This is a genomic window from Peribacillus sp. NPDC096447 (assembly GCF_044762725.1).
Taxonomy (GTDB): domain Bacteria; phylum Bacillota; class Bacilli; order Bacillales; family DSM-1321; genus Peribacillus.
Genome location: NZ_JBIWEV010000002.1, coordinates 307,115 through 328,128, shown reverse-complemented (window position 1 = coordinate 328,128; position 21,014 = coordinate 307,115). Strand labels below are relative to the sequence as shown.

The window sequence follows — 21,014 nt, the reverse complement described above, 5'->3', positions numbered from 1 at the left end:
TTTAACAGATTGCGAGGGTGCTTACATGAAAGAAAAAATGACAGAACATAGCATACGCTTATTTGAAAAGAAGGGCTTTAGTGAAACTTCGATTTCTGATATCGTCGAATCGGTCGGGGTGACGAAGGGAACGTTTTATTATTACTTTACGAGCAAAGAGCAATTGCTTATGGATATTCATCTCGCTTATATAGACGAGTTGCTTAGTGAGCAGGAAATGATCATATCGGAACCTGGGAAAAGCTGTAAGGATAAGCTTTACGATATGGTATATATGCTTTTAAAAAGCATCAAAACCAAAAAATCCAGCGCAACGGTCTTTTTCCGTGAAATGAAAAATCTAAGTGACGAAAAACTTGCACAAATCCTTCCTAAGCGGGATGAGTTCCGTAATAAAATCGAGCAAGTGCTGATTAGCGGCATCGAGAGCGGAGAACTACGTTCCAATCTCGATGCATCCATCATCTCTTTTGCTATTTTGGGTGTAGCCAATTGGAGCTATCATTGGTTCGACCCAGAAGGTGAAAAAACCGAACAGGAAGTTGCATCCATTTTTATGGGGATGATTCTGCACGGAATTGAAGCGTGACCAGGTCACATACTAACCAGTTAGTAGAAGGGAGATAGAAGGCATGGCCAACAAGCAAATTCAATCGATAACCGTAATTGGGGCCGGGCAGATGGGACATCAAATTGCGATGCTTGCTGCACTTGGAGGTTACGAAACGATTCTTCAGGATGTTCAGGAAAAAGCGTTGAATACAGCCAAAGAAAAATTGGACGTCATTTTGACTAAATGGGTTCAAAAAGGAAAATTGTCTGAAGATCGTAAATTGGCTGCTTTTAGCCGTCTTCAATATACTACCGATCTTGAGAAAGCGGCGAGTGGAGCTGATCTGATCATTGAAGCGGTAGTTGAAAAACTTGATGTGAAACAGGAGGTCTTCGCTAAACTTGAAGAATTCGCCCCCGCGGAAACCATTTTTGCAACGAATAGTTCAACGATCGTCAATAGCCTGCTTGCGAGTGTGACGAATCGTCCGGATAAGTTTATTAATATGCATTTCTTTTTTCCGCCTCTAGTAATGGATTGCGTTGAGGTTGTCATGAGTGATCAAACATCGGAGGAAACAGCCAAGCTTGCGATGGAAGTGACAGAGAAAATGAATAGGACAGGAGTTTTGTTGAGGAAAGAGATATCGGGTTTCGTAGCCAATCGAATTTTGGGAGCGTTGCAGCGTGAGGCCTTATATTTGTATGAAGAAGGAATTGTGGATTATAAGGATATCGATTTAATTTGCAGGAAAGCCTTAGGCCATCCCATCGGCCCTTTTGAACTGATGGATCTATCAGGCATTGATGTAGGATATTTTGTCATGCAGCAGCGATACAATGAAACTGGAAATCCAGAAGACAAGCCAAATGCTTGTATAGCAGAAAAGGTGAATAAGGGACATTTAGGAAGGAAAACAGGAAAAGGCTGGTATGATTATCCAAATCAAGGAGTGAAGAATCGATGACAAAATTAATTAGAGTGGTTAAGGAAAATAAGCTTGCGGTCATCACCATCGACAATCCTCCATTAAACGTAATCAGTAAACAAGTATTCAGAGACTTGGGAGAAACATTCGATGAACTTTCAAAAGATAATGAAACTGTTGCGGTACTCATAACAGGTGCAGGCAATATCGCATTTGCGGCTGGTGCTGATATAAAAGAATTCCCTAGCATGATGGGGAACCCGAATATGAAGGAAATGGTAAAGGAAGGTCATGCCGTCCTAACCAAAATCGACCAGTTTCCTAAACCTACAATAGCTGTATTGAACGGCCTGACTTTGGGCGGCGGATGTGAACTGGCTCTGGCCTGTGATTTGCGAGTGGCTGAAGCACAGATTCAAATTGGTCTGCCGGAAGTGAAATTAGGCTTATTTCCTGGAGCTGGCGGTACACAGCGTTTGTCCAGACTTGTCGGAAACGCAAAGGCAAAAGAGATTATATTTACCGGTGACCCGCTAGGTGCCATAGAAGCGGAAAAGATCGGGCTTGTCAATAAAGTCGTCGAGCAAGGCTGCGGCTTATCGGAAGCGAAAATCTTGGCCTCACGAATGACAAGGCACTCACTTCAGGCACTTTCGAGAATCAAGAAGGCGATTAATGAAGGAAGTGAAGCCACGCTTGAACAGGGTCTGGAGATTGAAACGAATCTTTTTGAAGAAATCTTCCAAACTGAAGATGTTAAAGAAGGGGTTTCCGCTTTCTTGGATAAACGTAAACCTGCTTTTGTACATCGTTAATTTCAAGGAGGGGTCTTATGCATGAATTGGAAGTCGACGTCCGTTTTTCCGAAACGGATGCTTTGGGCCACATCAATAACACAAGTTATTTCATTTACCTCGAAGAAGCGCGCATGAAATTTTTTGAAGCTTTGGGCCTAGCGACGAATGTCGAGTCATGGAACTTTTTGTTAGCCTCCACTAACTGCGACTTTATTGCTCAGGGATATTTCAATCAACTCTTGACCATTCGTTCATCTATAAAAAAGGTAGGGACGAAAAGTTGTGAAATGGCCCATGATATCCTCTGCGCACAAACTGGGGAAATCATTGCTAAGGGAAGTGCAGTTTTAGTCTGTTTTAATTTTTTGAATCAAAAAAGTGAACCTATTCCTGAAATGATTAAAGAAAAACTCATTTCACATCTTGTTCATAATTAGAATGAAGGAGTGGAAGAACATGGTTGACGATACGATTCCTGTTCGACCAGGCGAGGAACTGAATATTGATGCATTAGAAGGTTTCCTAAGAAAAAATATATTGGACCTTCCAAATGAGCCATTAGAATTGCAACAATTTTCAACGGGTTATTCCAATTTGACCTATCAGCTGAAAATGGGCGAGTGGGAGGCTGTTCTCAGAAGGCCTCCGCTTGGTCCTGTTGCGCCAAAGGCACATGATATGAAGCGTGAACATCATATCCTTTCTTCAATCAACCCATATTTCCAAGCGGCTCCCGAGCCTATTCTGTTCTCGGATGACGAATCGATTGCCGGGGCCCCTTTTTTCCTAATGGAAAGGAAACATGGAATTGTAATAGATACCGAATTTCCTAAGGAAATCGAGCCAACTGTCGAAAAGTGCCGACAGCTTTCTCATGTCATGGTCAATCGGCTTGCTGACCTTCACTCGATTCCCTATGAGAAAACTGCGTTGGTGGAAATCTCCAAACCTGAAGGGTTCATTGAAAGACAGGTGCGCGGATGGATTTCCCGCTATGAGAGAGCAAAAACTGATGAAATCAAGGAAATTCGACCGCTTATCGATTATTTTCAACAGTATATCCCGAAACATAGCCAGACTTCTATTATCCATTATGACTATAAGATCAATAATGCCATGTTTAACCGGGACCTTACAGAGATGGTTGGTTTATTTGATTGGGAAATGTCCACCGTTGGTGATCCGTTAGCCGATTTAGGAGTGGCTTTAAGCTACTGGACGGAAAGCGGTGATCCGGAACTTATCAAAATCGGTGTGGGTAAAGCGTCCGTCACGACTTTACCTGGTTTCCCGACACGAAGGGAATTTATCGAAATGTATGCAGCAAGAAGCGGCAGGGATGTTTCCAACGTCGATTTTTATTTAACATTCGGTTACTTTAAGTTGGCTGTCATTCTTCAGCAAATCTATTATCGATATAAAAAAGGCCAGACTAATGATCCCCGTTTCTCCAATCTCGGAAAAACGGTTAAAAGCTTACTCACTCATGCAGCAAATGTAGCTGCGAAGGAAGTTTAATATATGGAATATATACAAAACATTCATTTGTTGCTAAAAAAAGAAGAGATAGATGGGGAAAAGCTTCGAGAAGGGGAGAAAGTTGCGGTCGTACTTGATGTATTATTAGCGACCACTACGATTATTTCAGCACTTCATGAGGGAGCACGCCAGGTGATACCTGTCATGGATCCAGTGGATGCCTTGGTGAAAAGCCAGGAATTGGACCATGGGGATGTTGTAGTTGCAGGGGAACTGAAAGCTAAGCCGGTTGATGATTTAATGTATCCGAGTCCGACGCTATTGAGTAAGTTGGTACGCGGCAAAACATTAATACTTTCCACGACTAATGGAACGGTTGCGTTGAGAAATTCAGCCTCTGCCCAAAAGGTTTATATCGCTTCTTTATTGAATAATCCGTCTGTTGCGGAAAAAATAAAAAAACATCATAAAACAGAAACGATCATCATCGTTTGCTCGGGAAACTCAGGTGAATTCAGTCTGGAAGATTTTTACGGTGCAGGCCATTTGATAGATTGCCTGATTGCTGGATCGCAAGGCTCGTTCATACTCAACGATGCAGCAAAGGCTGCCAATGCGCTTTATCGCACGAATAGCGAAAATGCCTTTGATATCCTGAAATCATCGTATGTCGGCCAGCTGTTTGACAAACATAGTTTGATCGCCGATTTGGAATTGGCGGCGCAAAAAGGTTCGTTGGATCTTGTCCCGGAGTTGGTGGATGGAAGGATCGAAGCTGAGTTGAAGAGGCAGGAAACGTAGTTCAAAATCCAGATAAGGAGTGAAGGGGATGAGGTTTTCACAATCAATAGCGGTGGTGACAGGTGCAGGCTCCGGAATTGGAAAAGCTACAGCGATGCGCCTATCGGACGAAGGGGCAAAAGTGTTGTTGGTAGGGCGGACGAAAGGAAAGCTGGAGAAAGCGGCTGCAGAAATCAATGCCAGGCATACGATTCCCGTGGCTGACATTTTCCCTGCAGATGTTACCGTCGAGGAGGATGTAATAGAGCTGGCCATGTATGTAAAGGAACAATATCGTGACCTTCACATTTTAATCAATAACGCAGGTGGATCGAAGTCCTCGAAGCTTTTGGATACATCTGCAGCTGATTGGGATATGATTCAGCATGTCAATTTGAAAAGTGTCTTTCTTGTTTCCAAGTACTTGGGGAAAGTGATGGAAGAAGGAGCGGGCAGTGGTAATGAAGGCTCCGCCAATCGGGCAATCGTGAATGTGGCTTCACTGTCAGGGCATCAGGCAGGGGCATTCATCCCGCATTACAGCTCTGCTAAAGCAGGTGTCATCAGTTTAACTAAATCATTGGCACTGGAACTCGCTGCAGTCGGCATTCGGGTCAATTCCGTATCACCTGGATTCATTGAAACTCCATTAACGGAGGATGGATTGCAAAATGAAAAATTCGTAAAGTCCATTCAACGGAACACGGCACTGGAACGAGTGGGGAAAGCGGAGGAAATAAGTAATGTCATTACCTTTGCTGCTTCCCCGGAGGCTTCCTATATGACTGGGACGGATTTATTGGTGGATGGCGGCTGGTTGATCAAATAGAAAAAGGGGATGGGTAAATGTTAAAAGAACACTTATTGACAGAAGTAATCGATAATGTAATGATCCTGACTTTGAATCGTCCTGAAAGCTTGAATGCGTTTAGTCCGAATATGATTGCAAGCTTAACGAAAGCGATTAAGGATGTAAAACATACACCACATATAAGGGCCGTCATCATCAAAGGGGCGGGAAGGTCGTTCACTGCAGGAGGAGACGTAAAGTCGATGGGGAAGGCCTCTGCAGGTCAATTGTATGATCATGTCGGCAGAATGAACGAATGCATAATGGCTCTGGATGCTTCTGAGGTTCCCGTAATCGCTGCCGTCCATGGATTTGCGGCAGGGGCAGGATTCAATTTGGCACTCGCTTGTGATTTGATCGTGGCTTCCGATGATAGTCAATTTGCCATGAGTTTTTCACAGGTAGGCCTGATTTCTGATGGAGGGGGTTCTTATTTTTTACCTAAATTAGTAGGGCCCCACCTTGCAAAGCAGCTCTTCTTTTCTGCCGAACCGATTTCTGCGGAGCGCTTATACCAGTTAGGTGTCATTAATTATATATACCCACTCAATCAACTTGAAGAAGAATCATTGAAACTTGCGGAAAAGCTGGCAAATGGACCGACAAAAGCTTATGGAATGATGAAAAAGCTCGTTAGTCATTCATTTACGGCTACACTTGATGAAATACTCGAACAGGAGCGCATCACGCAAACCTTGATGGCTTCAACAGAAGATCATCTGGAGGGAGTTGCAGCATTCAAAGAAAAGAGAAAACCGGAATTCACAGGGAATTAATAAGGGAGGGATAAAGATGAGAGCCATTCATTTTGAAGAATACGGCGGACCGGAAGTACTGAAATTGACTGAAATGGAAAGACCCGTGCCAACTGGGCATGAAGTTCTGATTGAAATCGATTGTGTCGGCGTCAATTATGCAGATACAGCCAGAAGGGAAGGGCAATATGTAGTACCTACGCCGCTTCCGTTCATTCCAGGTGCGGAAGTGGCTGGCGTTGTGGTGGAAGTTGGTGGAAAGGTGACTAAAATCAAACCTGGTACAAGGGTCGTGAGTTTAATTGAGTCAGGTGGATATTCAGAATACGCCCTATCGGATGAATTCTCGGCCATTCCGCTTCCTGATGCCATACAGTTCCATGAAGCTGTTGCCCTGCCCCTTCAAGGTCTAAGCGCCTATCATATTTTAAAGACAATGGGACGCATGCAACAGGGGGATACGGTATTGGTCCATGCTGCTGCAGGTGGAGTAGGAACGATTGCTGTCCAGCTAGCCAAAATCTTCGGGGCTGGAAAAGTGATTGCCACAGCCAGCACAGTGGAAAAGTTGGAACTGGCTAAAGAGATGGGGGCAGATGAACTCATCGATTACACGAAAGAAGGATGGGAAATGGAAGTCCGTGAGGTCACGGGAGGAAAGGGAGTCGACGTGGCGCTGGAAATGGCTGGAGGGGATATTTTCAATAAAACATTGAAATGTTTGGCACCATTTGGACGTCTAGTTGTTTTTGGTAATGCCAGCCGTAAGCCTTATACGATGAACCCGCAGCAATTAATGAGGCGCAATCAATCCGTCGTAGGTTTTTTCCTGCCACAGATCATGAAACACCCAGATTTACTGTTGCCCAGCATTCAAGAACTTTTTGCATACGTCGCGTCTGGGGAACTTAAGCTAACCATCGGCGGCATCTATCCAATTGAAAAGGCAGCAGCCGTCCATGAGGAAATGAACGCCCGTCAAACAAAAGGGAAGTTGATTTTGCAGGTTAAATGAGAAGAAGGGGTGTGATGCACCCCTTGTATGATAATGGGATTTTTGCCCTTCTAGAACGACTCAATCCGTATCTGTGCTGACATCTTTATCGGGATGCATGAAAGGCGGCTGCGGTGCTCTTTTAGCCTCTAACAATTCACGGTTTTCAGTGGAATTCCAGCCTATATCATTGGTGGGGTGTATCCATTCGTCTCCAGCCATGATTTCCGGATCTGTATCTTCACTCCAATTTTCAAGTGGTGAGTTTTCGGATGCATATTTACTGTCGCCGATGACGACTCCATAATCATTAACGAATGGAGCCAGTGGTTTTATGCCTGTTCCTTTAAAGCTTGGTGCGTTAATTTGGTGTGGTTGTGTATCGTCGATAATTGGTGAATCCAATTTTTTTTTCATATAGCGTCTCCCTTTCCGTTTTACGGTTATTTTTCTCGTCTGTCCCTATATTATCCCTGAATAATTTCCGGCATTTTTACCCCATTCTAAAGATGTAAACTATATTAAAAAGGGTGGATGAAATGAAACGGAAAGCCAATGTGGATGGTGCTGTCAAAGCAAGTAAAACACCAAAAAGAAACCAAGCTGAAAATGAATTTTCCAATGAGTTCGCAATGGAGGAAAACGCAATGAAAGGTGCCAACCGCAATTCAAAGCAAGGCAGAAAAGGAAGAAGTTAATGGATAAAGAAAAACGGGACAGCGGGGAAAAGATGGGGGAACATGTACGAACGGAATTTGGAATTGAATTCAGCGGCGATATGAACGCAACAAAAATTTATGAAATTTTGGCAAAAGAAAATAAAAAACGTGAAAGTGATAAGTAAATAAGGACGGACCCAATTCTTGGGTCCGTCCTTATTCTTAAAGAATGATGCTGCCAGATTTTGAGAGAGGGAAAATCGTTGATCCCTTACCACTCGGATCAAAATAGGCAAGCATGAACGATGGTTTATCGACGATTGTTCCCTCAGCTAAATACGTTTCCAAATCAAAGGGAAGTGCCTCGAGCAATGTGTGTTTGTGTATTTCCTTTTCATTAAGGGCCAAAGCTGTGAAAGAGGAACCAAGCTGTTCAGGGTTATTCAGAATATCTTCATAAATCTCTTTCCGGCCATTTTTATCTAATGAAGCTTCCCACCAAGGTTTACGTGGTTTGTATTTTTGATTCATGAAATAATCCAATTTCATGAGTCCGATAATGTTTTTCAGTTCGGCAGATTCCCGGGAAGCCAAAAACTGCTGTAAACGTCTGAACAAGTCTTCAAGCTGATGTCCGATTCGTGACCACCCTTGTTCATCCCAATAGGTACCGAAATCTTGAAAGAAGTCGAACGGTGATTGAAATACCGTTTGGACAAGATATTCCGTGGTATGGTCCATTCTATGATCGTTCCAGTATTTTTCAAGGACATCTTCAACTTGTTTGATGCGGACAATGTCATCGAAGGATAAAACATTATTCCCCAGGATTTCATAGGGAGCATGTTCGCTGTATATATATTGGTGTTCATCGGCACGTATCCGTAAGCCAGTGCCACGAAGCATCTTTAAGAAACCAAGCTGCATCTCTTCGGGTCTGAGCTCGAATACATCATTGAAGGTCTTTCTGAAAGAATGATAATCTTCTTCTGGTAAACCGGCAATAAGGTCTAAATGCTGATCAATTTTCTGACCTTCTTTTACCATGGTTACGGTCCTTGTCAGTTTTTCGAAATTCTGCCTTCTCATAACTAGATCATTCGTATGATCATTCGTCGATTGTACCCCTATTTCAAAGCGGAACAAACCTGCTGGGGCATTATCGTTCAAGAACTGGATAACTTCCGGACGCATGATGTCCGCCGTGATCTCGAATTGGAAAACCACACCGGGAAGATGTTCATCGATTAAGAATTGAAACATTTCCATGGCATAGCTTCGGCTGATATTGAAGGTTCGGTCAACGAACTTAATAGTCTTTGCACCATTAGACATTAGGTACCTGATATCTTCTTTAATCTTTTCACGATCAAAATACCTGACACCCACTTCAATCGAAGAAAGGCAAAATTGGCAGCTAAAAGGGCAACCTCGGCTAGTTTCGATATAGGTGACACGTTTAGATAGGTCGCCACGGTCTTCCTCCAAACGATATGGAGTAGGGAGGGATTTCAAATCTACCTTGCCGTTCTGAGGCTGGATGATTTTTTTCCCATCCTGCCGATACGCAATGCCGCCGACCTTCTTATAGTCATTCGAACCATCGATTTCAGATAAAAGGGCCTTAAAGGTGACTTCACCTTCGCCAATTACGATGAAATCAGCCCCGGGAATCTGATCAAGCCATTCCCCAACATCATAGGTGACTTCAGGTCCGCCCAGGATGATAACCAATCCTGGATTGATCTTCTTCAGCATGGCTACGACCTTCATTGTTTCCTCGATGTTCCAAATATAGCAGCTGAACCCGATTACATCAGGTTTTTTGGAATGAAGGTCACCAACTATGTTCATAATCGGATCTTTTATTGTATATTCTGCCAGCTGTACATCATAATCTGGCTGGGCATAAGCTTTTAAATATCGGATGGATAGCGATGTATGGATATATTTTGCATTAAGAGTACTGATTATTATATTCATGTTAAAGGGCGTAAAATAAACGCCTGACTCCTTTCGTGTACATGTCTTTTTAAGCCAACAAGAACTAACGAGTAATTTTACCATAGCGTGCTTCATTTGAAAAATGAGTTATTGCATTGAAGGGTAATCTTTTCACCTTGAAGGCCAATATGAAATGAAAACGGATAAAGCAGAAAATGCTTCATCCGTTTTATTTAAAAAGCTTGTTTAATATATTCTTTTGTTTTAGTCATGAAACGTTTTGTTTTGGTCGCCTTCAATTCGATGATCGGCTGAGCCATCGTAGCGATCATTTCACTTGATAATAACACCGTAATCAAGAAAGAGAGGCCGGCGAGCATGATGAAGCTCTCTGTATTGCTGAAGTATTCCTGTATGGTGCTTTCACGGAAGAACCGAATGAAGAAACCATGCAGCAGATAGACATAAAGGGTTTGTTTACCCCAATTCGTAAAGAAATATTGTCCGCGTGGGATGAATGAAAGGAAGCTGAACACTGAAATTATGCTCAATCCATAAAATCCTAGGCGTTTGAACATGGACACGGTTGTCGCATCTTCGAGTTCGGCATATGGTTTTGAACCGAGCAGCCATTTATAATTGATATCGGTATTTAAATAAAAACCGATAAAAATCACTAACATGACACTAAGTGAAGCCAAACGAACTTTGGGAGTGAATAGTTTTTTTAAATGGTCCTTGCTTAAATGGTATCCAATCAAGAACATCGGGAAAAAAACGAATGTCCTGGAGAGACTAAGGTAATTGGAAATATTGTCAATATATCCAATCAATAATGCGATCAAAATAGATAAACCTATGCCTAATGATGGCTTTAGCTTTGAAAAACCAAGCAGCATGATGTTCCAGCAGAATAAACTGATCAAGAACCATAGCGACCATTGGGGATCAAGCAGGTCTACGGTGATGGCAGAGCGTTCATATAAGAAATAATAGTAAACGGTATAGATCAATTGGAAAATGATGTAGGGTAAAATCAGTTTTTTAGTAATTTTACCTAAATACCCTTTTTGATAAAAACCTTTCGCAAAGAAGCCTGAAACCAGGATAAAAGCAGGCATATGAAAGGAGTAAATGGTTTTATATAAAGCATAAATCGTTTCACTGTCATGTATATACGTATTCAGCAAATGTCCAAAGACGACAAAAGCCATGAGAATGAACTTGGCGTTATCGAAGAAAAAATCACGTTGTTTCATTGTTGCCTCCATTTAATAAATTTTTAAAGGTAGCTAGAAAAGAAAGCATTGTTATTTCTTATACCCTAAATACCTTGTACGAAATCAATATTTATTAAATTTATTATAAAAATCTTAAATTAAGCTTAACGCTAAGTTTTATAGTATTCAATATACTATAATTTGATATATAGGATAATTTTGGTATTTTATGATTTTCGAAAATACCGAGGAAAATCAAGATGGATGTCGAATAAAGTTGGTAAGTAGAGGTTTTGATGAGGGGGGTTAATATGAATATCGGTTATGAGAATGAAACGGGATATAAACAGAAAATTATAAAATTGAATAAACAAATCGAAGGGTTTTTGAATATTTTCAATTCAATGTCAGAGCCTTATATTAGAGTTGATGAGGAACTGCGTATCACTTTTGCCAATGATGCTTCATGTGCCCTGCTGGAATCATCGAAAGATCAGCTGGAGTCCATGAAGATAACTGATTTTCTCGATGTCATCCCTTTAAATAATCATGAAGTGTCAAGATCCCTAATAACCTCGAATGAATCTGAAAGGCAAATTATCCAGCTTCATACCGGAGCCCTTAAGCAAATAGAGTTTATACGTATAGGCGATCTTTCCGAAGGACAGCAGTTCTATCGTTTGGGGGATGTGACATTGGATGTTTCTTCGTCAAGGGAAACAAGGATGTCAAGGCAGATGTTTTTGGACATTTTTGATACAGCCATAGAAAGTATCGTTCTATTCGACAGTTCAGGAATAATCATGGAAGTGAACCATGCTTTTATCCATGTCATGGGCATCCCGAAAAAAGAGATTGTCGGCAAGAATATGAGGGACCTCATATCCCCTGATTATCGGGGATATTGGGATGAGAGCATACAAAGAGCCTTTTATGAGTCGAACTTCAAAGGAGAGGTAGAGATTAAGGTTGGGGATGAACTGCATCACTTTACTTTTTCCATAAGTTCAACGGTAGGAAATGAATTATATATGTCGGTGCTTCGAAGAATTACAGAATCAAATATAATAGAAAAAAAGTTAGAGACGAGCGAACGGATTTTTGCGGAATTATTCGACCAGTCCATGGATGCGATCATATTCTGGAATGATGATGGAATCATTTTTCGGGTCAATCATTCAGCATGTAAAATATTCGAATCCAGCAGAGAGGATTTGATAGGCAGTTATATCTGGAAATACGTGTACAGCAATAATCACCATTTCGGTCAGATGATGGAAACGTTTGAAAGAGACACCCAAGTTCGGGGTGAGCTGATTTATAAAATGCCTAATAATCAAATTAAATTGCTTGAATTGACTGCCAAAAAACATGAAGGTGACGGGTATAACGTAACGATATTTCGAAATGTCAGTGAGCGCTGGCTGATTGAGAAGGAATTAAGGGATAGTGAGAAGAAGTTCAGGAAGATTTTTGAGGGAACATTGGACGGCTTGATTCTCTGGAATCATGAAGGGTTCACCGATATTAATGAAGCGGGTCAAAAAATATTGGAGATTTCAAAGCGTAAACTGCTTTCTTTATCTGTTAAGGGATTCATCAAAAAAATTCCTGAAAATGCTCCAGTCTTGAACGCTCACATTGAAAATGTTTATAAGCATGAGGTCTACTCATCCATCATTCCAATAACGTTCGAAGATGGAAGAGTAAAGCATATTGAATTTTTGACAAGGAAAAATTTATATTCGAACCTGAATTTAAGCATTTTCCGAGATGTGAGTAAAAATCTCGAAATGCAGGAACAGATCAGGAAATCGGATACTTTGAATGTCGTTGGTGAACTGGCGGCCGGAATTGCTCACGAAATCAGGAATCCAATGACAGCCTTAAAAGGTTTTATCCAGTTGCTAGAGGATGGTGTCAAGGGGGAGTTTTCCACATATTTTCATGTGATTACATCCGAAATTAAGCGAATCGAATCCATTATCACGGAATTTTTGGTACTGGCAAAGCCGCAGGCGCTAAAAATTTTCAAACAGGATGTTCATACAATATTGAGAGAGACACTAGAGTTACTGGCCGCTCAGGCACTGTTGGAAAATATTCAATTCGAGACAGACTTTGAAGAAGAGGAATTTAAGGTTTTATGTGAAGCGAACCAGTTAAAGCAAGTGTTTATTAACATCATCAAAAATGCATTGGAAGTCATGCCGGATGGCGGATCTGTTCAAATTAAAACAAGCCGGTTTTCAGAGAAATACGGTTGCATTTCAATTACCGATAAAGGCATGGGGATTTCAACGGAAATGCTAAAAAAATTGGGTGAACCTTTTTATACGACGAAGGATAGGGGAACGGGACTCGGGCTCATGGTCAGCTATAAAATCATTGAAGAGCACAATGGCTATATAGAAGTGGAAAGCGAAGTGGGAAAAGGGACGAGCTTTCATATTTATTTGCCTTTCGAGTAGAAGATAGTTGCGACATTACTGCCGAATAACTGGCTAGCCGAGACAACGCTAGATCCTGCTTTGATGCGGCTTGGCAGGCAGTCGGCGGAAAGGGGGCGGATTTCTGAAAAAAACTGAAACGCTTTTCGTAAAAATAGGTTCTATCTAATTTATTAAACAAAGGGATTGGAACGGAAAGCGAGTGCCTGGAGTGGACATATAGTTCTTATCCTAAAATACTGCAGGCAAACTGGCTTTTCTTCGAATTTTCTACAGTCTGGGGAATCCTTTATTGGATTCCTTTTTTTGTTCCATCATCATTATTTTGGAACCACAATTAAGCTCATTAAAATGTTGTGCTTTCATTAAAGGGAAGCTGCCGAATTAATTAAGCGGAAACTAATAACCCCCTCAAATTGGGGAACTTTCGAATCATTTTTCGGAGCTGGCTTCATAGGATTTCTTCCTGATAATTAAGAGTTTTATGGTTAGAAATTTCCGTCATATTCTGTCTGCTGGTGGGTGAAGCTTTATCGCAATTTAAGAAGTTTTGTCTTTTTTTGCGAATCTATTTACATATAAGGCATATTTTGTAATACTTCTTTATTATAATGTAACTTTAAAAGGGCAGGAGTAGTGAATGTAGTTATGAATTCTAGGTGTGCAATGGAAATTTGTTCTGAGATTCGAATGAAGCGTTGGGAAATGATGGAGTTGGCCAAAATGTATGGACTAGGTCATGAGTATACCCTTCGCCAAAGTGAGCAGCTTGATAAACTAATAAATGAGTATTTGATACTTCAACATCATTCATCGGAAGTGAGAAATAAGCGGGAAGAAATGGTTGTTATAGTGCAGCAGCCCTTTAATGATGACATAACCTTTTAGAGGGAACTGAATGCATGCATGACTTTTTAATTTGGCAGGCAGGGAGACAATCCCCTTTTTGCGATTTCTATGAAGGAACCTTTACGAACATATCATTTAAAACAATTAAAGAAAGAACCATATACACAAGAAATATCTTTGAAATTTTCATAGGCTTGGGGTATATATCGAGGGAGGTCACCAGAGGGTGTCCTTCATGCATCGGGATTGGTTTAGAGACCTACTTTTTCTGAATGGATTACACTGATAAATAAAAAGTAAGGGCTGACTCACTTGATGGAGCCAGCCATGGCAGGTGGGGGAATTACAAAACTTCCAATAATATTACCATGAACAAAAGGCCGACAATGAAGGAATAGGTAGATGTGCGTTCATTACCATCCCCATGGCTTTCAGGAATCAATTCCTTATAAACGATGAAAAGCATGGCCCCGGCGGCGAAAGCTAGGCCGTATGGAACCAGGAACCCAATGTAAGAGGTTAAATAATAACCCAATAACCCTGTAACTATTTCGATGGTACCGGTTAAGGTTGCTATCAGGAACGCTGTGAGTTTACCAATTTTTTGATTAATTAAAAACAAAGCCACCAGTAATCCTTCCGGAGCATTTTGCAGGCCGATGGCAAAAGCGATCAAGTTACCTGTATCAGCTGTATCAGAAGCATAACTGACCCCGACAGAAAGACCCTCAGGAATATTATGAAGTGTAATGGCAGTGATGATGAGCAAAGCCTTTTCATCGAATTTAATGCCACTTTTCGTATGGCTGAGATCGATATGAGGAATGTTTTTTTCCATGATCGTTAATGTCAATACCCCGAGAAAAACTCCAATGACTAGCTGAATATACCCTCCGGTGGCCAGAGACTCCGGGATCAGGCTCAATAACGAAGCAGCCATCATGATTCCAGCGGTGAATGCCAGAAGCGTGTCTCTGAATCGATGTGTGATTGAACCTTGAATGAACAAGATCGGTAACGCACCAAACCCTGTAGACATAGCAGATAGGATGCTGCCTAATAAAACTCCACTCATAAATTTCTCCTTTGTATGGTACTTATCGTTACTTATTTGTAAAATTTAGGGTGAAACAATAATTTATTGTATTTAGACTAAAAGAATATGTTCCAGGAAATAACAATTTTTCAGTTATTCTTCTGCATACCATTTTTTCAATGTTTGATCAGTCGGCAGCGACATGCTGATGATCCCCAGCAATGGCAGGAATCCCACTAGCTTAATCATGGATTCGATTCCAATTATATCGGCAATGGCTCCCAATGTAACGGATCCAATGGCACCCATTCCAAAGGCCAACCCAACAGTCAAGCCAGCCATCGTCCCGACTTTTCCCGGGACCAATTCCTGTGCGTATATAACAGTGACGGAAAAACTGCTCATTATAATGAATCCCGCCATCAATAATAAGATAAAAGCGGCTGTAGGGGGTACGAATGGTAAAAGTGCGGTTAGTGGCATGCTGGCAGCGAATGAAAAGAAAATGACATTTTTGCGCCCGAATCTATCAGCAAGCGGACCTCCGAAAAACGTACCTACAGCACCAGCGGCTAAAAAGGCAAATAGGAAAAATTGTGCGGATTTTATCGTGAATGAATACTGCTCGATCAAATAAAAACTATAAAAGTTCGTCATGCAAGATACATACCAGGAACGGGCAAAAATAATGAATAATATCAATACCAAGGCTTTTGCCACTTTATGGGACCGTTCTTTATTGATGACTTTTGCAGCAAGCTTTTTAGGCTGGAAGTGAACTAATTTTTGGGAATACCACTTGGCAATATACAGCAATAGGATAACGGCCATTAAGGCAACCAGGGCAAACCAGAGTGCGCCTTTTTGCCCAAAAGGAACAAGTACGATGGCTGTGATGAGCGGGGCAAGTGCCTGCCCGCTATTCCCTCCGACTTGATAAATTGATTGTGCCAGGCCTCTCTTTGATCCGCCTGCCATGTAGGCAACCCTGGAGCCTTCCGGATGGAATATGGCTGACCCTAAGCCCATCAAGATGACTGCACCAAGGATAATGGTATAGTTTGGGGCAAGTGCAAGAATGATGACCCCGATTAAAGTACTGGTCAACCCAATGGGCAATGCATATGGAAAGGGCTTTTTATCAGTATAGAACCCAACTGCCGGCTGCAGAAGCGATGAGACGATATTCAGGCAGAATGCTATCATCCCCAGCTGTGTATACGTTAACGACATTGATTTTTCGAGGATTGGGAACATGGCCGGTACGACGGCCTGTAGAGAATCATTCATTAAATGGCATATGCCTATGATGATCATGATTTTAAGAGTCATATCCTGTTTTTGCGGCTTTGTTTTAATGGCAGCGATACTTCCCATCTGTTTATTTCCTTCTTCCTGATTGAGATTTTTACCTATTCAATAAATAAATTCAAGAGGCATGCACCGTATGCATGACATCTTAAAATAAATCGGAATCGTAACTGGTCTTCATAAAAAAATGAAAGCTTTCAAAAGTATTGCTAGGAATGTTTTATCAGCGGTAAGCTGATTGTAACGGTTGTACCGTTTTGAGGTTTACTTGAAAACTCGATTGTACCGTTAAAAGATTCAATAATTCGTTTACACACAAATAACCCTAATCCGGTTCCTTCCTTTTTCGATGTATAGAAGGGATCGAACACTTTATCTATATCTTTTTCATTCAGTCCTTGCCCGGTGTCGATGATCATGATTTTAGCCCATTCATTTTCATGGTGAATTTGAATCCTTAACTTTTTCCCAACTTCCATGGCCTCGAAACCGTTTTTGGCAATGTTGAGAATGACTTGTTTGAGTTGGTCCTTTGTACAATGAACCCGGATCGGCTCCTTTATGATATTCCATTCCACTTCAATATTGAAGTGACGTGCTTCTGATTCTATTATTGGTCTCAATTCAGCAATGATACTGCGAATGTCATATAAGGATAAAGTCTGGGCCATTGGCTTCCCTAAAATCAAAAATTCGCTGACGATGCTATTGATCCGTTCAATTTCCTTCATGATGACAGAGTAATAGAACTGATCTTGTTCTTCAGGGTGTTTTTCAACCAATAATTGCACTAGCCCCTTTATGCCGGTAAGTGGGTTTTTTATTTCATGTGCAGTACTGGCAGCTAATGTACCGACAAAATCTATTTTTTGGCTTTCGTTTAGTAACTTTTGTTTTTTGGTATTCCTGCGAACGATCAGTTCCTCCACGATGATATAGATCATGTGAGTAAAAAAGAAGGTGAAAAAGACAAGCATTAAAAAAACATTCATGTTATTTGTGTTAATCTTGTCGGGCACTTTGACCGACAGTGTCCAATCGACTTCTGTCAAAGGGACATCCAGCCATGTTGAATGTCCAGTGAATCCTTCGGCATTTATCTCTAAAATTCGGGTTTTGTCCTTTGTTTCCAATTTTAAGGTATGACCGGGGTTAAGGTTCTTTAATCTTTTTTCCATATGATCCAGCCTGATATGTGCCAGTAAAAACCCTTGCACTTTTCTATCTTGATCCAGAATGGGAGCAAAAATGGAAAAATAATTAAAATCATGGTTATGTAGCACTTTTGTTCCTGCAACAACCGCTTTTTGTGTTTTTAGGGCACGCTCAATATCATTCTGTTCAATTAAATAGTAATGATGGAAATTCTTATTCGTCCCTGAAATGGACACACCGTCACGATTTAGCCAATACACTCCTGCATACCTGGAATCTGTATCTTTGATCCATTTCAAAAGAAGTTCTGTTTGTTTGTCATCCATATAAAGCATGGAACTGCTAAGGCTAAGCAGCTCAAGGCTTTCCTTCGTTTCACTGATAACTTGATCTATGTATTCTTGATAAACCGTTCCCGCCCATTTAGCTTGTTCCTGTCTTTCTTTTTGAATGGAACGTTCTAAATGCATCCAATAAATGATAGAGAGAAAAATTAATGGTAAAATAACAATAAGTAGATATGTGGTGAATTTATGCCTTGTTTTCATGTTTGTCACTACTTTAGCTTTTTTTTCAAGTATATCAAAATGATTGATTAAACAATAGTGCATACTAACAGGGCAGATTGACAAAAAAGTCTTTATGTCATATAATAACTTTTAATTCAAGATATTTTAATTAAAAATTTTAAGGTTGTGAAGTTATGGAGAATAATAACATCCAACAGTCTTTGAAACTGTTCATCGTGATGTCTAGAGCTCATCGATCCATTAATGATGTGGTAAATAAACATATAGCTGAAGAGGGTTTGAATCCCACTGAGTTTGCCGTACTGGAATTACTTTATCATAAAGGGGATCAGCCTCTTCAGCAAATAGGCGGAAAGATCCTGCTGGCGAGCGGCAGCATTACCTATGTTGTGGATAAACTTGAACAGAAGGAATATCTACAGCGAATAGCATGTAAAGAGGATCGCCGTGTAACCTTTGCAAAAATAACGGATAAAGGAAAGGCCTTCATTGAAGGAGTATTTCCTGAGCATGAAAAAAGAATCGATGATATCATGAGTGTACTTACGCAAGATGAAAAGGCCACCGTGATCGAATTGCTTAAAAAGATTGGGTATTCCGCTCAAAATTAGCTAAAGAACCAGCACCCGGATTGACTGCAGGTGCTGGTTTTTTATGTCTGATAAAACCTGAATTTGTTTCGGGGACATAGAGGTTTTTAATAACGCTGTGGCGAATTAAATTATATTACGATAACCGCGATAATGATGAATGTGACCTGGATTGGAAAATGTTACTCTGGCTTATACAGGAAAAAATGTTTTTATATCGTGAAAAGGAGCGTACATATGAAATTTAATGAGTATGAATATAAACGTCCTGAAATGGATGAAATTAAAACACGGTTCATGAAAGCTTTGGAAAAATTTACTGACGCTGCTAATGCCGATGCACAAATAAAAGCCATGGAAGAAATAAATGAAATTCGAAATTATGTAGGTACGATGTTTAATTTGGTGTATATACGGCATTCCATTGATACCAATGATGATTTTTATAAAGCGGAGAATGATTATTTAGATGACTTCTCCCCTGAAATGGAAGAGTTAACCTCCAAATTTTACAATGAACTCGTTCGCTCGAAATATCGCAAGGAGCTTGAGTTGAAATGGGGAGCTCAACTATTTGACCTGGCAGAGGCCCAACTCAAAACTTTTTCGCCCGAAATCATACCACAGCTGCAAAAAGAAAATAAATTATCAAGTGAATATTCACAATTGATTGCCTCTGCAAAAATCCCCTTTGATGGAAAAGAATTAACACTAGCGCAGCTTCAGCCTTTTATGGAGTCCTCGGACCGTGAATTAAGGAAAAATGCAAGTGGGGCATATTACGGTTTCTTTGAAGAAAAGCAGGAGGAATTGGATCGTATATTCGACGAACTTGTCAAGGTGAGGCATGGAATTTCGACAGCGCTCGGTTATGGGAATTTCGTGGAACTTGGGTATTATCGAATGACAAGGACTGATTATGATGCTGAAATGGTTGCTGCATTCCGCAAGCAGGTGAAAGAGGAAGTGGTACCGCTTGTCACCCGGCTGAAGGGACGTCAGCGCGAACGTCTTGGATTGGAGAACCTGAACTATTATGATGAGAATTTTCATTTCAGAACGGGTAATGCCATCCCAAAAGGCGATGCCGGGTGGATCATCGAAAATGGGAAAAAGATGTACCAGGAGCTTTCGCCTGAAACGGATCAGTTTTTCAACTATATGATAGATAATGACCTGATGGACCTTGTGGCGAAGAAAGGAAAAGAGAGCGGAGGCTATTGTACTTTTATAGAAGACTATAAAGCTCCATTCATCTTTTCCAATTTCAACGGTACTTCCGGGGATATAGATGTTTTGACACATGAGGCAGGTCATGCATTTCAAGTGTATCGCAGCCGTGACCTTGACATTCCTGAGTATTATTGGCCCACATATGAAGCATGTGAAATCCATTCGATGAGCATGGAATTTTTAACTTGGCCATGGATGGAGCTATTTTTCCAGGAAGATACGGAAAAGTATAAGTTTTCACATTTAAGCGGTGCCCTCATATTCCTTCCGTATGGGGTGGCTGTTGATGAATTTCAGCATTTTGTCTATGAAAATCCTGATGCCTCCCCACTTGAAAGAAAGCGGGCTTGGCGTAAGATCGAGATGGAATATTTGCCGCATCGCGATTATGAAGAAAATGAATTCTTGGAGAATGGCGGGTATTGGCAGCGGCAAAGCCACATTTATCAATCACCTTTTTATTATATCGACTATACATTGGCCCAGATTTGTGCTTTCCAATTCTGGAAAAGGTCGACTGAAAAAGATGAAACGGCTTGGGAGGATTATTTGAATCTGTGCCAACTTGGAGGCAGCAAGTCTTTCCTTGATCTCGTTGAATCTGCGAATCTGAAATCCCCATTTGTTGACGGGACTGTAGAGTCCGTTGTGAAGGTGATAGACGAATGGCTCTCCACTGTAGATGATAAGGCATTATGAAATATTAGGCTGTATGATACGAAACGCATACTTGAAAAAACGCTTGGAGATAATTCCAAGCGTTTTTTTAAATCTTTCATACGTTTGAAATGTTGGGCATGAAAAGTGCTTTTTGAAGCCTCACGGAGAAATGCATAGGGGGGTTCAGTTTACATTAATGAGAGAATGTTAGCACAGTAAAAAAACAGCCGACGAAAGGAAT

The 21,014-nt window shown here is 40.9% G+C and carries 21 protein-coding genes; 15 read left to right on the top strand and 6 right to left on the bottom strand.

Annotated features, from left to right (window positions below):
• Positions 1-25: 25 nt before the first annotated feature.
• From ACIQZD_RS08495 to ACIQZD_RS08455, 9 genes are read left to right on the top strand one after another with little or no spacing between them, the layout of a single operon-like run.
• Positions 26-589: a TetR/AcrR family transcriptional regulator gene (locus ACIQZD_RS08495; protein WP_402900711.1), complete on the top strand. Its 564-nt coding sequence runs from the start codon at positions 26-28 to the stop codon at positions 587-589.
• A gap of 43 nt (positions 590-632) precedes the next feature.
• Complete coding sequence (locus ACIQZD_RS08490; RefSeq protein ID WP_402900708.1) at positions 633-1,520, top strand: 3-hydroxyacyl-CoA dehydrogenase family protein; 888 nt, start codon at positions 633-635, stop codon at positions 1,518-1,520.
• Positions 1,517-2,296, top strand: coding sequence for an enoyl-CoA hydratase (locus ACIQZD_RS08485; protein WP_402900705.1), 780 nt, complete (start codon positions 1,517-1,519; stop codon positions 2,294-2,296). The genes ACIQZD_RS08490 and ACIQZD_RS08485 overlap by 4 nt, the downstream gene beginning before the upstream one ends.
• A 17-nt stretch (positions 2,297-2,313) precedes the next feature.
• Positions 2,314-2,715 (top strand): acyl-CoA thioesterase, encoded by a 402-nt coding sequence (locus tag ACIQZD_RS08480; protein WP_402900702.1) that lies wholly within the window; start codon positions 2,314-2,316, stop codon positions 2,713-2,715.
• 19 nt (positions 2,716-2,734) lie between these two features.
• Positions 2,735-3,796, top strand: a complete 1,062-nt coding sequence (locus ACIQZD_RS08475; protein WP_402900699.1) for a phosphotransferase family protein — start codon at positions 2,735-2,737, stop codon at positions 3,794-3,796.
• 3 nt (positions 3,797-3,799) lie between these two features.
• Positions 3,800-4,558 (top strand): 2-phosphosulfolactate phosphatase, encoded by a 759-nt coding sequence (locus ACIQZD_RS08470; protein WP_402900697.1) that lies wholly within the window; start codon positions 3,800-3,802, stop codon positions 4,556-4,558.
• Positions 4,559-4,586: 28 nt separating this feature from the next.
• Positions 4,587-5,366, top strand: coding sequence for an SDR family NAD(P)-dependent oxidoreductase (locus ACIQZD_RS08465; RefSeq protein WP_402900694.1), 780 nt, complete (start codon positions 4,587-4,589; stop codon positions 5,364-5,366).
• A 17-nt stretch (positions 5,367-5,383) separates the two neighbouring features.
• Complete coding sequence (locus ACIQZD_RS08460) at positions 5,384-6,163, top strand: enoyl-CoA hydratase/isomerase family protein (protein WP_402900691.1); 780 nt, start codon at positions 5,384-5,386, stop codon at positions 6,161-6,163.
• A gap of 16 nt (positions 6,164-6,179) precedes the next feature.
• Positions 6,180-7,157, top strand: coding sequence for a quinone oxidoreductase family protein (locus ACIQZD_RS08455; RefSeq protein WP_350301874.1), 978 nt, complete (start codon positions 6,180-6,182; stop codon positions 7,155-7,157).
• 60 nt (positions 7,158-7,217) lie between these two features.
• On the opposite strand, the gene ACIQZD_RS08450 is transcribed toward ACIQZD_RS08455, so the two are convergent.
• A complete protein-coding gene (locus ACIQZD_RS08450) occupies positions 7,218-7,553 on the bottom strand; it encodes a DUF3905 domain-containing protein (protein ID WP_402900686.1) in 336 nt (111 codons plus the stop codon).
• 122 nt (positions 7,554-7,675) lie between these two features.
• Here ACIQZD_RS08450 and ACIQZD_RS08445 point away from each other — a divergent pair, with 122 nt between their 5' ends.
• Together ACIQZD_RS08445 and ACIQZD_RS08440 are read left to right on the top strand one after the other, a co-directional pair.
• Complete coding sequence (locus tag ACIQZD_RS08445; RefSeq protein ID WP_094246584.1) at positions 7,676-7,834, top strand: hypothetical protein; 159 nt, start codon at positions 7,676-7,678, stop codon at positions 7,832-7,834.
• Complete coding sequence (locus ACIQZD_RS08440) at positions 7,834-7,980, top strand: hypothetical protein (RefSeq protein ID WP_157831111.1); 147 nt, start codon at positions 7,834-7,836, stop codon at positions 7,978-7,980. Before ACIQZD_RS08445 ends, ACIQZD_RS08440 begins: the two co-directional genes overlap by 1 nt.
• Before the next feature lie 37 nt (positions 7,981-8,017).
• Here the strand turns inward: ACIQZD_RS08440 and ACIQZD_RS08435 are convergent, their stop codons facing one another.
• Together ACIQZD_RS08435 and ACIQZD_RS08430 are read right to left on the bottom strand one after the other, a co-directional pair.
• Positions 8,018-9,778 (bottom strand): B12-binding domain-containing radical SAM protein, encoded by a 1,761-nt coding sequence (locus ACIQZD_RS08435; RefSeq protein ID WP_402902029.1) that lies wholly within the window; start codon positions 9,776-9,778, stop codon positions 8,018-8,020.
• A gap of 194 nt (positions 9,779-9,972) precedes the next feature.
• Positions 9,973-10,998 carry an acyltransferase family protein gene (locus tag ACIQZD_RS08430; RefSeq protein WP_402900682.1) on the bottom strand — a complete coding sequence of 342 codons (1,026 nt, stop codon included), beginning with the start codon at positions 10,996-10,998 and terminating at the stop codon, positions 9,973-9,975.
• 272 nt (positions 10,999-11,270) lie between these two features.
• Between ACIQZD_RS08430 and ACIQZD_RS08425 the strand changes: the two genes are divergently transcribed.
• Together ACIQZD_RS08425 and ACIQZD_RS08420 are read left to right on the top strand one after the other, a co-directional pair.
• Positions 11,271-13,430: a PAS domain S-box protein gene (locus ACIQZD_RS08425; protein ID WP_402900679.1), complete on the top strand. Its 2,160-nt coding sequence runs from the start codon at positions 11,271-11,273 to the stop codon at positions 13,428-13,430.
• Between the two features lie 627 nt (positions 13,431-14,057).
• Positions 14,058-14,297 (top strand): aspartyl-phosphate phosphatase Spo0E family protein, encoded by a 240-nt coding sequence (locus tag ACIQZD_RS08420; RefSeq protein WP_101224501.1) that lies wholly within the window; start codon positions 14,058-14,060, stop codon positions 14,295-14,297.
• 304 nt (positions 14,298-14,601) lie between these two features.
• On the opposite strand, the gene ACIQZD_RS08415 is transcribed toward ACIQZD_RS08420, so the two are convergent.
• The 3 genes from ACIQZD_RS08415 to ACIQZD_RS08405 all read right to left on the bottom strand — a co-directional run bounded on the left by ACIQZD_RS08415 (position 14,602) and on the right by ACIQZD_RS08405 (position 18,308).
• A complete protein-coding gene (locus tag ACIQZD_RS08415) occupies positions 14,602-15,333 on the bottom strand; it encodes a ZIP family metal transporter (RefSeq protein ID WP_402900677.1) in 732 nt (243 codons plus the stop codon).
• 114 nt (positions 15,334-15,447) lie between these two features.
• The gene (locus ACIQZD_RS08410) at positions 15,448-16,671 is read right to left on the bottom strand and encodes an MFS transporter (protein ID WP_402900675.1); all 1,224 of its coding nucleotides are present in this window, start codon (positions 16,669-16,671) and stop codon (positions 15,448-15,450) included.
• Positions 16,672-16,814: 143 nt separating this feature from the next.
• Positions 16,815-18,308 (bottom strand): ATP-binding protein, encoded by a 1,494-nt coding sequence (locus ACIQZD_RS08405; protein ID WP_402900672.1) that lies wholly within the window; start codon positions 18,306-18,308, stop codon positions 16,815-16,817.
• 155 nt (positions 18,309-18,463) lie between these two features.
• Here ACIQZD_RS08405 and ACIQZD_RS08400 point away from each other — a divergent pair, with 155 nt between their 5' ends.
• Complete coding sequence (locus tag ACIQZD_RS08400) at positions 18,464-18,901, top strand: MarR family winged helix-turn-helix transcriptional regulator (RefSeq protein WP_034314147.1); 438 nt, start codon at positions 18,464-18,466, stop codon at positions 18,899-18,901.
• Between the two features lie 216 nt (positions 18,902-19,117).
• Positions 19,118-20,812 carry a M3 family oligoendopeptidase gene (locus ACIQZD_RS08395; protein WP_402900669.1) on the top strand — a complete coding sequence of 565 codons (1,695 nt, stop codon included), beginning with the start codon at positions 19,118-19,120 and terminating at the stop codon, positions 20,810-20,812.
• Positions 20,813-21,014: the final 202 nt, after the last annotated feature.